Source organism: Streptomyces barkulensis, from assembly GCF_002843305.1.
GTDB lineage: Bacteria > Actinomycetota > Actinomycetes > Streptomycetales > Streptomycetaceae > Streptomyces > Streptomyces barkulensis.
Map to the genome: position 1 here is coordinate 63,729 of NZ_PGSG01000027.1, position 13,300 is coordinate 77,028.

The window sequence follows — 13,300 nt, forward strand, 5'->3', positions numbered from 1 at the left end:
GGCGCACGGCAGGCCACCGCCCCGCGTACCGGTGCCCGGCGGCGCGACCAGCCCCTCACACTCACCGGAGGACCGCGTGAGCACGCCACCGTTCCCGAAGCCGATCCCGTTCGCCGAGCCCTGGGAGTACGAGCTGCGCTTCCCCCGCGACCCGCGCGGTCCGGGGATCGCCAGAAGGACCCTGCGGGCCGTACTGGCCGCGCACGGGCTGCTCGAACTGGCCGGCCGGGCGGAACTGCTGACCTCGGAGCTGGCCACCAACTCCGTCAGGTACGGCGAGCACGCCGCCGCCGTGACGCTGCGGTGGCTCCATCCCGTCCTGCGGGTCAGCGTGCGGGACGCCGGGCCCGGCGGGGTGCCCGTGCCGTCCTCGTCCCCGCCGCCTCCCGACCGGGAGGGCGGGCGGGGGCTGCTCATCCTCGACGTGCTCGCCGACCGCTGGGGCGACTGCCCGGCCGGGGGCGGGTCCGCCGGACCGGGCGGGCCGGCCGGCAAGACCCTCTGGTTCGAACTGCTCTGGGGCGGGCCCCCGCACCCGTCCGACCTGGTGCCCGCCGCCTGACGGGGAGCCGACCGCGCCCGGCGGGCGCGGGTCAGCCCCTGAGGAGGGCTGCGAGGGTGTCGCGCAGCGGGGTGGTGGGGCGGCCGATGAGGCGGGAGAGGTCGCCGGGGGTGTCGCCGAGGTCTCCGGCGGCGATGGCGGCGTCGGTCCCGGCGAGGAACCGGGCCGTCCCCTCGGGCAGCCCGGCACTGGTGAGTGCCTTGGTGTACCCGTCGACGGACAGGTCCCGGTAGACGACCTCGGTGCCGGTCAGGTCGGTGAGGACGGCGGCGAAGTCGGCCATGGTCCAGGCGGTGTCGCCGGACAGCTCGTACACGGCGTCCGTGTGGGTCCCGTGGCCGTCGGTTCCCTCGTCGGCCAGGACGGCGGCGGCCGCGGCCGCGTAGTCGGCGCGGGGGGCGGACGCGATCCGGCCGTCTCCGGCGGCCCCGGCGATCATCCCGGTCTCCAGCCCCTGGCGGGCGGCCTGCTCGTAGTTCTCGGTGTACCAGCCGTTGCGCAGCAGGCAGTGGGGCAGACCGGAGCCGCGCAGGTACTCCTCGGTCTCGCGGTGCTCGGGCGCCACGGGGACGGTGGTGGTGTCGGCGTGCAGGACGCTGGTGTAGGCCAGCAGCTCCGCCCCGGCCTGTCCGGCGGCGTCGACGACGGCCCGGTGCTGCGGGACGCGGCGGCCGACCTCGCTGCCGGAGATCAGCAGCACCCGCCGGGCGCCCTCGAACGCGGCGGTCAGGGTGGCGGGCCGGTCGTAGTCGGCCTCCCGCACCTGTACGCCCCGCCGGGCGAGGCCGGCGGCCTTCTCGGGCGAGCGCACGGCGGCGACGATCCGGGACGCGGGTACGCCGCGCTCCAGGAGGGCCTCGACGGTGAGACGGCCGAGCTGTCCGGCGGCTCCGGTGACGACGATCATGATCTGCTTCCTTGCCGGGGAGGGCCTGGGCCGGACGGGTACCACGCCGCCCCGGCGGCCATGCCCTTGTCCGGTCCGCCGGGCGGGGGCTTGCCCGGGGCTCCCGGCGGGCACCCGAACGGATCAGCCGGAGGGTGCGGCGAGGGCGCCGCGCCCATACTGACGCCACCGGCCCGACCCCGAGCGACGCGGAGGTCCTCATGGGAACCAAGATCCCGTCCGACTCCAGGCTCTCCCGGAACCGCGCCACCCTCGCCCACAAGGTGCGCTACGCGATCGGCCACCCCGAGCGCGTCCCCGCCCATCTGCGCCGGGCCGCCCGCGACGCCTGGCTGCGGGCGAGGTACCGCGACGACCACATCGGGTACTACCGGGCCGTGATGGCCTCCGACGCCGCCCGCAGCCCGGAGGCGGCGGTCGGCGGCAGGCCGTCGTACGAGCGGTGGCTGGCCCTCGGGCGGATGCAGTTCGACTATCTGCTGGAGCACGGGCTGAGGCCGGACGACCGGATGCTGGAGATCGGCTGCGGCAACCTGCGGGCCGGCCGGCTGTTCATCGACCACCTCGACCCCGGCCACTACTACGGGATCGACATATCGCCCCACATCCTGATCGAGGCCAAGCGGACCGTCGTGCGCCACGGGCTCCAGGCCAAACTGCCCCATCTGGCGATCGCCGACGACCTGACCTTCGACTTCCTGCCCGAGGGGCACTTCACGGTCGTCCACGCCCACAGCGTGTTCTCCCACTCGCCGCTGGACGTCGTCGACCAGTGCCTGGAGAACGTGGGGCGGATCCTCGCCCCGGGCGGCTTCTTCGACTTCACCTTCGACCGCACCGAGGGCCGCGAGCACCACGTGCTGCGCGAGGACTTCTACTACCGCACCGAGACGCTGACCGACCTCGCGGCCAGCCACGGCCTGACGGCGCGTCTCATGGACGACTGGGAACGGCTCCCGCACGGCCAGTCCAAGATCCGCGTCACCCGGCCGGCCCCGGACCGGGCGGCGGCGGGCGGACCGGAGCCGGAGCGCAGCCCGGTGTAGCCCGCGCACGGGCGCCCGTGCGCCCGGCCCGGACCGTTCACGGCGCGGGGGCCGGGCTCCCCGCGCCCGCGCCGCCGGCGCCGTTCGCATCAGCGGCGCCCGCCCCGCAAGGGTCCTCGCCGGAGAGCAGGACGCCCAGGCCCTCGCGGGTGGCGGCCACCACCACGCGGTCGCCGGCCGTCAGCACGTAGCCGTCGTGCAGCCGCCAGGCGAGGTCGCCGGTGAGGGTGTAGGTGCGGGCGCCGGAGGTGAGGGAGCCCAGGTCGGCGCGGCGGCGGTCGGGCGGGGCGGTGTCCAGGGCCAGGATCCGCCAGGAGCCGGGGCGGAACGCCTCGCCGACGGTGCGGCCCTCCAGCAGCCGGTTGCCCTCCACCGAGACCGCGGCGAAGACCAGCACCCGGCGGCCCACGGGGATGGCGCCCAGCACCTGGCGGCCCATCATGGCGCCGGCGAAGGCCGGTGCCGCCAGCGCCGAGACGCTGCGGCTGCGGGTCTGCGCGCCGGGGTAGGTGTCGCGCAGCGTGCGGTAGACGGTGGCGGCGAACTCGTCGTCGAACAGGCGCATCACCACCCGCAGGTCGGGGTTGACCTGGCGGGCGTAGAGCGTGGCCTCCAGATTGGTGCCGCTGTCGCTGGTCAGCGCCAGCAGGGCGCGGCTGCGCGCTATTCCCGCCTCCTCCAGCACCCCGTCCTCGGTGACGTCCGCGATCAGGGTCGGCACCCGGCGCGCGCGGGCGGTGGCGATGCCGCGGGCCTCGTCGTCGCGCTCGATGCACACCACGGGGATGCCCAGTTCCAGCAGCTGGTCCAGTACACGGGTGCCGACCTTGCCCAGGCCCAGCAGGACGACGTGCCGCTCGATGCCGCGCGGCGGGGGCGGCAGGGTGGCGGCCCGGCGGAAGGTGCCGTAGCTCTCCAGCACGACGGCGAACATCAGCGGCAGCAGCGCGGTGCCCGCCAGCCCGCCCAGCAGTTGCAGGACCTGCTCCCCGGTGCCGCCCTCCAGTTCGGGTTCGTTGATGGACATCACGTTGAGCAGGGTGATGTAGGCGGCGTGCAGCGGCGTCTCGCGGGTGACGTACCAGTTCGCGGCGGCGAGCAGGACGACCACCGCGGTGAGCCCGAGCAGGGCGGCCCGCAGCTTCCGGGAGAAGAAGCTGCCCACCGGTAACCGCGGCACGCGGGGAGCGGGGGCGCCGGCCCGGTCGGGGCGGCGGGTGATCGCCTCCAGGACGACGGTGCCGCGCTCGTCCGGCAGCCCTTCCAGCTCGCGCGGGTCGGGCAGCAGTACGGGGCCGTCGTGGTCCTCGGGGTCGGTGTAGACGTCGCCCTCGTCGGAGTCCGGGGAGTCGGGCAGCAGGGCCAGGGTGCACAGCGGGTCGCGGCGGTCGGCGGTGCCCACGGTGCGCTCCTTGGCCCGCAGCAGCAGCCCGCCGGCGTGGATGACCTTGCTGGTGCCCACCACGGCCGCCGCCACCATGGAGGGGGCGGCGGTGTCCGCGTCGGACAGGACGGTGGTGGAGGCGTCCACGGCCCTCTGGTCCAGGCCGGGGACGCAGGCTGCGATGGTCCGGTCGAGCAGGTCTTCCAGATAGCTGCCCAGGGTCCGGTTGAACATCCGGATGACCAGGCGCAGTTCGGGGTTGATGCGGCGGGCGCGCAGGGCGGTGTGGATGTTGAGCTGGTCGTCGCCGGAGGTCAGCGCCAGGGCGGCGGCGTGTTCGATGCCCGCCTCCCGCAGCGCCTCGTCGTCGGGTATCTGGGCCTCCACCGCCCGTACGTCCAGGCACCGGTCGCCGACCAGCGCGGCGATCTGCGGGCCCTGGTCGCCGCCGCGCAGCGAGGGCAGGACGACGGTGACCTTCTGGCCGTAGACGGAGGCGAGTTCGCGCACCAGCCGCTGGGACAGCGAGTTGTCGCCGCACACGACCATGTGGCCGAAGTGCCCGCCGTCCTGCCGCGGGCCGTCCTGCCGCGGGCCGCCCTGCGGAGGGACGGCGGGAACGGGAGCGGCGGGGACGGAGACGCCGGGAGCGGAGACGGCGGCGTGGGCGGGCGCGGAGGGTTCCGGCCGAGGGGGCTGCGGTACGGGAGCGGCCATGAGGCCTCATTCGATCACGCCCGCCGCGGTGGACGGCACCATTCCCGCCACCGGGGACGGCGGATGGGACGATGTGCGCATGGGAACGCATGTGATCACCGGGGCGGGCTCCGGCATCGGAGCCGAGATCGCCGAGCGCCTGCTGGAGCGGGGCGAGGAGCTGTGGCTGCCGGCGCGGAACGCGGGCCGTGCCAGGGAACTGACCGAACGCTTCCCCGGCGCCCGCACCCTCGTCGCGGACCTGGCCGAGCCCGAGAGGCTGTCGTGGGCGCTGTCCCACCAGGAACTGCCGGAGCGGGTGGACTCGCTGCTGCACGTCGCCGGGGTGGTGGACCTGGGGAAGGTCGGTGAGCTGACGCCGAAGGTCTGGAACGCGACCCTGGCGGTCAACCTCGTCGGCCCGGCCGAGCTGACCCGGCTGCTGCTGCCCCAGCTCCGCCTGGCCCACGGCCATGTGGTCTTCGTCAACTCCGGCGCGGGCCTGAACGCCAACGCCGACTGGGGCGCGTACGCGGCCAGCAAGCACGGGCTGAAGGCGCTGGCCGACTCGCTGCGCGCGGAGGAGGGCGGCGCCGGGGTGCGGGTGACCTCCGTCTACCCGGGCCGCACCGCCACGCCCATGCAGGCCAAGGTGCACCGGCAGGAGGGCAGGGAGTACGACCCGGCGCGCTGGATCCCCCCGTCCGCGGTGGCGACCGCCGTCCTGACCGCCCTCGACCTGCCCGCGGGCTCGGAGATCACCGACCTGAGGGTGAGGCCGTCGGCGTGAGGGAGCACGTGTGGGGCACGGGGGCCGCGACCGGCGTCGGGTCGATGCCCGGCACCGACGCCAGGGAGGCTGCCAGGACCGTCACCGGCAGTCTCGAGCACCTCCCGTACCTGCCGGAACTGCCCGCGCGCGGGCCCGGCGCGGACATGATCGGGCGGACGGCCGGGATGCTGGTGGAGCTGTACGCCCGTCTGGAGCCCAGCGGATGGCGGGTCGGCGACGCGCCCGGGCGCGACACCCGGCGGGCCCGGTCCTGGCTGGGGGAGGACCTGGACGCGCTGGAGGAGTTCACCCAGGGCCACACCGGTGCGCTGAAGGTCTCCGCCGTCGGGCCGTGGACGCTGGCGGCGTCGCTGGAGCGCCGCGGCGGCGAGGCGATGCTCGGCGACGCGGGTGCCTGCCGCTATCTGGCCGAGTCCCTGGCCGAGGGGCTGCGCGCGCATCTGGCCGAGGTGCGGCGCAGGGTGCCGGGAGCCCGGGTCGTCCTCCAGCTCGACGAGCCGTCGCTGACGTCCGTGCTGCTGGGCAGGGTGCCCACCGCCAGCGGCTACCGCACCCATCCGGCCGTGGACCGCGGCGTGGCCGAGGGCGCGCTGCGGCAGGTGGTCGGAGCGGCCCGGGAGGCGGTGGAGGGGACTTCCGTGGTGGTGCACTCCTGTGCTCCGGGGGTGCCCTTCGGGCTGCTGCGCCGGGCGGGCGCGGACGGGATCTCCTTCGACCTCTCGCTGCTCACCGAGCGTGACGACGAGGCGGTCGGGGAGGCGGTCGAGGCGGGCACCGCACTGTTCGCCGGGGCGGTCCCGGCGGTGGAGCCGGACTCGAGCGCACTGTCAGACCCTGCCGGTAGCGTCATGGGTGTCAGGACGCTGTGGCGCAGGCTCGGGCTGTCTCCGAAGCTGCTGGCGCGATCGGTGGTCGTCACGCCCGCCTGCGGTCTGGCCGGCGCCTCGCCGGCCTACGCGCGGGCCGCGCTCGCGCACTGTGTCCGGGCCGCACGCTCGCTCGTAAACGACCCTGAGTAACGGGAGGCTTGGATACATGGAGACGGTGAGCCCGGACAGCGAGGCGCGCGAGCGGCACGCGCGGCTGGCCCAGGAGGTCGACGAGCACCGCTTCAGGTACTACGTGACGACACCGGTCGTCAGCGACGCCGAGTTCGACGCGCTGATGCGCGAGCTCCAGGAGCTGGAGGCCAGGTACCCGGAGCTGGCCACGCCGGACTCGCCGACGCAGAAGGTGGCCGGCTCCTACGAGACGGAGTTCACCGCCGTACAGCACCGCGAGCGGATGCTGTCGCTGGACAACGCCTTCGACGACGAGGAGCTGGACTCCTGGGCCGACCGGATCGCGCGCGAACTGAGCGGAGTACCCCACCACTTCCTGTGCGAGCTGAAGGTGGACGGGCTCGCGGTCAACCTGACGTACGAGCACGGCAGGCTGACGCGCGCCGCGACCCGCGGCGACGGACGCACCGGGGAGGACATCACACCCAACGTCCGCACCATCGCGCAGATCCCCGAGCGGCTGGAGGGGGAGCGCATCCCGGATCTGGTGGAGATCCGCGGCGAGGTGTTCATCCCCATGGAGCGCTTCGAGGAGCTGAACGCGCGGCTGGTCGAGGCGGGCAAGCCGGCGTTCGCCAACCCGCGCAACGCGGCCGCCGGTTCGCTGCGGCAGAAGGACCCCAAGGTCACCGCGGAGCGCCCGCTGCACATGGTGGTGCACGGCATCGGCGCCCGTGAGGGCTTCGACATCGACCGGCTGTCGCACGCCTACGAGCTGCTGCACGAGTGGGGTCTGCCGACCGCCGCGCACGCCAGGGTGGTCGGCTCCGTCGAGGAGGTGCGGGAGTACATCGCGTACTACGGCGCCAACCGCCACTCGGTGGAGCACGAGATCGACGGGGTCGTCGTCAAGCTGGACGAGATCCCCCTCCAGGGGCGGCTGGGTTCCACCTCGCGGGCGCCGCGCTGGGCGATCGCCTGGAAGTACCCGCCGGAGGAGGTCAACACCAGACTGCTGGACATCAAGGTGAGCATCGGCCGCACCGGGCGGGCCACGCCGTTCGCCGTGGTGGAGCCGGTGACGGTGGCCGGCTCGGAGGTGGAGTTCGCCACCCTGCACAACCAGGACGTGGTCAGGGCCAAGGGCGTGCTGATCGGGGACACCGTGGCGCTGCGCAAGGCGGGCGACGTCATCCCCGAGATCCTGGGCCCCGTCGCCGATCTTCGGAACGGCAGCGAGCGGGAGTTCGTGATGCCCGCGGAGTGCCCCGAGTGCGGCACCGGGCTGGAACCGGCCAAGGAGGGGGACGTCGACCTGCGCTGCCTCAACGCCCGCTCCTGTCCGGGGCAGTTGCGCGAGCGGCTCTACTACCTGGCGGGGCGCAAGTGCCTGGACATCGAGCACTTCGGGTACGTGGCCGCCACCGCGCTGACCCAGCCGCTGGAGCCGGCCACACCGCCGCTGCGGGACGAGGGGGATCTGTTCGACCTCACCGTCGAGCAGCTGCTGCCCATCAAGTCCCTGGTGCTGGACCAGGACAGCGGCCTGCCCAAGCGGGATCCGAAGACGGGGGAGGAGAAGGTCGTCACCTTCTTCGCCAACCTCAGGGGCGAGCCGAAGAAGAACACGCTGGCGATGCTGGAGAACATCCGGGCGGCCAAGGAGCGCCCGCTGGCCAGGATCATCACGGGGCTGTCGATCCGCCACGTCGGCCCGGTGGCGGCCGAGGCGCTGGCCAGGGAGTTCCGCTCGCTGGACAGGATCGCGGAGGCCTCCGAGGAGGAGCTGGCGGCCACCGAGGGGGTCGGCCCGACCATCGCGGCCTCGCTCAAGGCCTGGTTCGCCGAGGAGTGGCACCGCGAGATCGTCGAGAAGTGGCGGGCGGCCGGCGTCCGGATGGAGGAGGAGGGCGGCGCCGAGGAGGGGCCGCGTCCGCTGGAGGGTGTCACCGTGGTGGTCACCGGGACCCTGAGCTCGTACACGCGGGATGGCGCAAAAGAGGCGCTACAGAGCCTGGGAGCGAAAGTGACCGGTTCTGTTTCAAAGAAGACCGGTTTTGTTGTGGCGGGCGACAGTCCGGGGTCGAAATATGACAAGGCCGTGCAGTTGAAGGTCCCGATCCTGGACGACGACGGTTTCGCCGTCCTGCTGGAACAGGGGCCCGACGCCGCACGGGAGGCCGCTGTCACACCCGTCGAACCCGCCGCGGAGCAGCCCGCCGGGTGACGGAGCGTCGGCGGCGGTGGTGCCACCGCCGCCAAATCCCTTTTCGGCCAAAGCCGTTGACTGAGTGATGAGGAGAGGCTGCGCGGCGCTTATCAGACGGACGCGATCGACCGGTCGGCATTCGGGCAACCCCGATCGATCACTGCCCAGCCGGCCGTCCGCGCCCTACTGTTGACGGGGTGCGCCTGCCGTGGCGTGGGCACCGACGGCTGTGAGAGGGACGCGCATGCAGCACAAACCCCGGGACCGGGGACAGCGGTGGCTCCGCCACGGGCGGCCCCGACCGATCTCCGCCCCGCCGGGCGACGGCCCCGACGGCGCGCCGAAGCTGCAGCGCGTCGCCTCCCTGGAGGTCCCCGGGCTCTCCCGCGCGGTCGTCGCGGTCGCCGCCGCCGCGCTGGCCGCCGGGATCCACCGGGTGGTCTCCGAAGGGCACGCGCTCTTCCCCAGCGGCACGGCGGGCTGGTCCTTCGCCCTCCTCACCGGCCTCATCGTCGGCCATCTGGTCGCCCTCGGCCGCGACCGCTGGTGGGGCGGCACCGGCTCCGGCGCCGCCCTCACCCTGGCCATCCTGCTGCTGTACGGCTGGATCCCGGCCACCCTGGTCAGCCTCGCGGTGGTGGTCCTGGTCGGCGCGGCCCGGCGGCACCGCTGGCGCCAGGCACTGCGGCACGGCGCGGTGGACATCCTCGGCATCGGCGCCGCGGCGCTGTGCCTGGCGGCCTTCGGCGTGCACCCCTCGGTGGAGCAGCCCTGGCGCCCGGCCGCCTGGAGCGTGTACGCGCTCCCCGAGGTCCTCCTGGCCGCCGCCGCCTACCTGCTCGTCACCCGGACACTGCTGTGGTACATCCTCGCCCCGCGCCAGGCGGGCCTGCCCACCGTCGCCCGCACCGCCCTGGCGCGGCAGGGACTGGTCGCCCTCGCGCTGCTGGCCATCTCCCCGCTGATCGTCGTGGTCGCCGTCCACATGCCGCTGCTGCTGCCGCTGTTCTCCGTGCCGCTGGTCTCGCTGGACTCCGCCCTGTGGATCGCCCGCGCCCGCGCCGAGGAACAGCTGCGCGACCCCCTCACCGGACTCGCCAACCGCCAGTGGCTGCTGGAGCGCACCTGGTCCGCCCTGGACGAGGCGGACCGGCTGGGCGCCCGCTCCGCCCTCGTCCTCATCGACCTCGACCGCTTCCGCTCGGTCAACGACACCCTCGGCCATCTGGCGGGCGACCGGCTGCTGCTGCAGATCGCCGACCGGCTGCGGACGGCGCTGCCCCGCGGCGCCGAGGTGGCCCGGCTCGGCGGCGACGAGTTCGCCGTACTGCTTCCGTTCGCCGACTCGCCCACCAGCGCCCAGCGCATCGCCCGCGCGCTCGTCGGCGTCCTCGGCTCGCCGCTGGACCTGGACGGGCTGACCCTGGAACTGGAGGCCAGTGCCGGGGTCGCGGTCTTCCCCGACCACGCCGGCGAGGCGGAGGGCCTGCTGCGCCGCGCCGACGTCGCGATGTACCAGGCCAAGCGCGACCGCAGCGGTGTGGAGGTCTACGAGGCCACCCGCGACGGCAACACACCCGACCGGCTGGGCCTGCTGGGCGACCTGCGCCGCGCCCTGGACGCGGGCGAGGTCGAGCTGCACTACCAGCCCAAGGTCTCCTTCGACGGCTCCGTCTGCGGCCTGGAGGCGCTGGTGCGCTGGGTGCACCCCGAGCGGGGCAGGGTGCCCCCGGACGAGTTCATCGCCATCGCCGAGTCCTCCGGCCTGATGCCGCGCCTGACCGACTACGTGCTGGAGACCGCGCTCGCCCAGGTCGCCCGCTGGCGCTCCCGGGGCCTGACCGTGCCGGTCGCCGTCAACGTCTCGCCCCGCGACGTCCACAGCCCCGGCTTCGCCGGATCGGTGGCCGCCCGGCTGGCCCGGCACGGCGTCCCGGCCGGGGCGCTCCAGCTGGAGATCACCGAGCACGTCCTGCTGGAGGACCCGCAGCAGGCCGCCGACACCCTCGCCGCGCTCACCGGCCACGGGGTGCGGATGTCGCTGGACGACTTCGGCACCGGCTACTCCTCCCTGGTGCACCTGCGCAGACTGCCGGTGAGCGAGCTGAAGATCGACCGCTCCTTCGTGGCACGCCTGGCGGTGGACGCCGAGGACGCCGAGATCGTGCGCTGCACGGTGGACCTCGCGCACTCCCTGGGCCTGCTCGTCGTCGCCGAGGGCGTGGAGGACGACGAGACCTGGGAGCGCCTGCGCGATCTGGGCTGCGACGCCGTGCAGGGCTGGCTGGTGTCGGCCGCGATGCCCCCCGCCGAGGCCACCGCCTGGCTGCGGGCGCGCGACGGGGCGCCGCCGCCGGTCGAGGCGGCGCACCCCGCGCTGCCGGGTCCGGCCGGGAAGACCGCCCCGGGGCGCCGCGGACAGCCCGCGCGCTAGGCCCTGTCTGACAAATCCCGCCTGCTCCGCGGCGTCTGGCACGCACGCTCGCTGCGTTGTCGATCGTCGGCGCAGCACGCTGCGCTCTCCTCCTCCGCCTTGCGATCGCACGCACCAGACGCCGCGGAGCCCGCCCTTCGGGCGGACAGCGCTATTTGTCAGACAGGGCCTAGACGCGCGGCAGCACGCGGCACCGCGGTCCGGGCGCCCGGACGGGGGCGAAGGCTGCTCCCCGCCCCCGTCCCGGCACCGCCGTGCGCCGCGGCCAAACTGTTAGCATGCTGTTCTGCCCTCCGGGCAGCGGTCAGGACTTGGCCGCGCCCCGGCCGGAAGGCCGGGGGGAAAGCCGTCCCGCTCAGGAGACGGAGGAGTCACAGGATCGGGGCGGACGGCGGGGAAGAGCCCGCCAAGCCCCGAAGGATCCACCACTCACCCCGAGGAATCGCTGCATGCCTGGCATCACGCGCGAGGAGGTCGCCCACCTCGCCCGGCTGGCACGTCTGGAGCTGAAGGACGAAGAGCTCGACCACTTCGCCGGACAGCTCGACGACATCATCGGCGCGGTCGCCCGCGTCTCCGACGTCGCCGACGAGGACGTACCGCCGACCTCCCACCCGCTGCCGCTGACCAACGTCATGCGCCCGGACGAGGTCCGTCCGTCGCTGACCCCCGAGCAGGCGCTCTCCGGCGCCCCGGCCCAGGAGCAGCAGCGTTTCAAGGTGCCGCAGATCCTGGGGGAGGAGTGAACGCCATGACGCATTCGAGCGATCTGACCAGGCTCACCGCGGCCGAGACCGCCGCGCGCATCGCCTCCGGCCGGGCGAGCGCCGTCGAGGTGGCCGAGGCCCACCTCGCCCGTATCGAGGCCGTGGACGAGAAGGTGCACGCCTTCCTCCACGTGGACCGCGAGGGTGCGCTGGCCCGTGCCCGCACCGTGGACGCCAAGCGCTCCCGCGGCGAGAGGCTCGGCCCGCTGGCCGGCGTCCCGCTCGCGCTCAAGGACATCTTCACCACCGAGGGCGTGCCCACCACGGTCGGCTCCAGGATCCTCGAGGGCTGGATCCCGCCGTACGACGCCACGCTCACCAAGCGGCTCAAGGACGCCGACGTGGTGATCCTGGGCAAGACCAACATGGACGAGTTCGCCATGGGCTCCTCCACGGAGAACAGCGCCTACGGCCCGACCGGCAACCCCTGGGACCTCACCCGCATCCCGGGCGGCTCCGGCGGCGGCTCCTCCGCGGCGCTCGCCTCCTACCAGGCCCCGCTGGCCATCGGCACCGACACCGGCGGCTCCATCCGCCAGCCGGCCGCCGTCACCGGCACCGTCGGCGTGAAGCCGACCTACGGCGCCGTCTCCCGCTACGGCATGGTCGCCTTCTCCTCCTCCCTCGACCAGGGCGGGCCCTGCGCCCGCACCGTTCTGGACGCGGCCCTGCTGCACGAGGCGATCGCCGGGCACGACCCGCTGGACTCCACCTCCGTCGACGCCCCCGTCCCGCCGGTGGTCGAGGCCGCCCGCAACGGCGACGTCAAGGGCCTGCGCGTCGGCGTGGTCAGGGAGTTCGCGGGCGAGGGCTACCAGGCCGGGGTCATGCAGCGCTTCAACGAGTCGGTGGAGCTGCTGCGCGAGCTGGGCGCCGAGATCGTCGAGATCTCCTGCCCGTCCTTCGACAAGGCGCTGGCGGCCTACTACCTGATCGCGCCGTCGGAGTGCTCCTCCAACCTGGCCCGCTTCGACGCCATGCGCTACGGCCTGCGCGCCGGCGACGACGGCACCCGCTCGGCGGAGGAGGTCACCTCCCTCACCCGTGAGGCGGGCTTCGGCCCCGAGGTCAAGCGCCGCATCATGCTGGGCACCTACGCGCTGTCCTCCGGCTACTACGACGCCTACTACGGTTCCGCCCAGAAGGTGCGCACGCTGATCAAGCGCGACTTCGACGCCGCCTTCGGGAAGGTGGACGTACTGGTCTCGCCGACCACGCCGACCACCGCGTTCCCCATCGGGGAGCGGGCGGACGACCCGATGGCCATGTATCTGGCGGATCTGTGCACCATCCCGTCCAACCTGGCGGGCAACGCGGCCATGTCGCTGCCGTGCGGACTGGCGCCCGAGGACGGGCTCCCGGTGGGTCTGCAGATCATCGCCCCCGCCATGGCCGACGACCGGCTCTACCGTGTCGGAGCGGCGGTCGAGGCCGCCTACCACGCACGCTGGGGACACCCGCTGCTGGAGGAGGCGCCCTCGCTGTGAGCGTCGCACGCGCG

The 13,300-nt window shown here is 74.0% G+C and carries 10 protein-coding genes; 8 read left to right on the forward strand and 2 right to left on the reverse strand.

Going from position 1 to position 13,300, the window contains the following annotated elements:
• Positions 1 to 76 precede the first annotated feature (76 nt).
• Entirely contained in the window at positions 77 to 562 is a 486-nt protein-coding gene (locus CUT83_RS06250; protein WP_101254871.1) for an ATP-binding protein, read from the forward strand.
• 31 nt (positions 563 to 593) lie between these two features.
• On the opposite strand, the gene CUT83_RS06255 is transcribed toward CUT83_RS06250, so the two are convergent.
• Positions 594 to 1,472: an SDR family oxidoreductase gene (locus CUT83_RS06255; RefSeq protein ID WP_277347715.1), complete on the reverse strand. Its 879-nt coding sequence runs from the start codon at positions 1,470 to 1,472 to the stop codon at positions 594 to 596.
• A gap of 197 nt (positions 1,473 to 1,669) precedes the next feature.
• On the opposite strand from CUT83_RS06255, the gene CUT83_RS06260 reads away from it, so the two are divergent.
• Positions 1,670 to 2,515, forward strand: coding sequence for a class I SAM-dependent methyltransferase (locus tag CUT83_RS06260; RefSeq protein ID WP_101254873.1), 846 nt, complete (start codon positions 1,670 to 1,672; stop codon positions 2,513 to 2,515).
• Between the two features lie 37 nt (positions 2,516 to 2,552).
• Here the strand turns inward: CUT83_RS06260 and CUT83_RS06265 are convergent, their stop codons facing one another.
• Positions 2,553 to 4,448: an NAD-binding protein gene (locus tag CUT83_RS06265; RefSeq protein WP_101254904.1), complete on the reverse strand. Its 1,896-nt coding sequence runs from the start codon at positions 4,446 to 4,448 to the stop codon at positions 2,553 to 2,555.
• 247 nt (positions 4,449 to 4,695) lie between these two features.
• Here CUT83_RS06265 and CUT83_RS06270 point away from each other — a divergent pair, with 247 nt between their 5' ends.
• The 6 genes from CUT83_RS06270 (at position 4,696) to gatA (ending at position 13,286) form a co-directional block, all read left to right on the forward strand.
• A complete protein-coding gene (locus CUT83_RS06270) occupies positions 4,696 to 5,385 on the forward strand; it encodes an SDR family oxidoreductase (protein WP_101254905.1) in 690 nt (229 codons plus the stop codon).
• Complete coding sequence (locus CUT83_RS06275; protein WP_101254874.1) at positions 5,382 to 6,407, forward strand: methionine synthase; 1,026 nt, start codon at positions 5,382 to 5,384, stop codon at positions 6,405 to 6,407. Before CUT83_RS06270 ends, CUT83_RS06275 begins: the two co-directional genes overlap by 4 nt.
• Before the next feature lie 16 nt (positions 6,408 to 6,423).
• Positions 6,424 to 8,616 (forward strand): NAD-dependent DNA ligase LigA, encoded by a 2,193-nt coding sequence (gene ligA, locus CUT83_RS06280; RefSeq protein ID WP_101254875.1) that lies wholly within the window; start codon positions 6,424 to 6,426, stop codon positions 8,614 to 8,616.
• 226 nt (positions 8,617 to 8,842) lie between these two features.
• Entirely contained in the window at positions 8,843 to 11,032 is a 2,190-nt protein-coding gene (locus CUT83_RS06285) for a putative bifunctional diguanylate cyclase/phosphodiesterase (protein ID WP_101254876.1), read from the forward strand.
• A 449-nt stretch (positions 11,033 to 11,481) separates the two neighbouring features.
• A complete protein-coding gene (gatC, locus tag CUT83_RS06295) occupies positions 11,482 to 11,778 on the forward strand; it encodes an Asp-tRNA(Asn)/Glu-tRNA(Gln) amidotransferase subunit GatC (protein ID WP_031505700.1) in 297 nt (98 codons plus the stop codon).
• A 5-nt stretch (positions 11,779 to 11,783) separates the two neighbouring features.
• On the forward strand, positions 11,784 to 13,286 hold the full coding sequence (gene gatA / locus CUT83_RS06300) for an Asp-tRNA(Asn)/Glu-tRNA(Gln) amidotransferase subunit GatA (protein ID WP_101254878.1): 1,503 nt from the start codon (positions 11,784 to 11,786) through the stop codon (positions 13,284 to 13,286).
• Positions 13,287 to 13,300 lie beyond the last annotated feature (14 nt).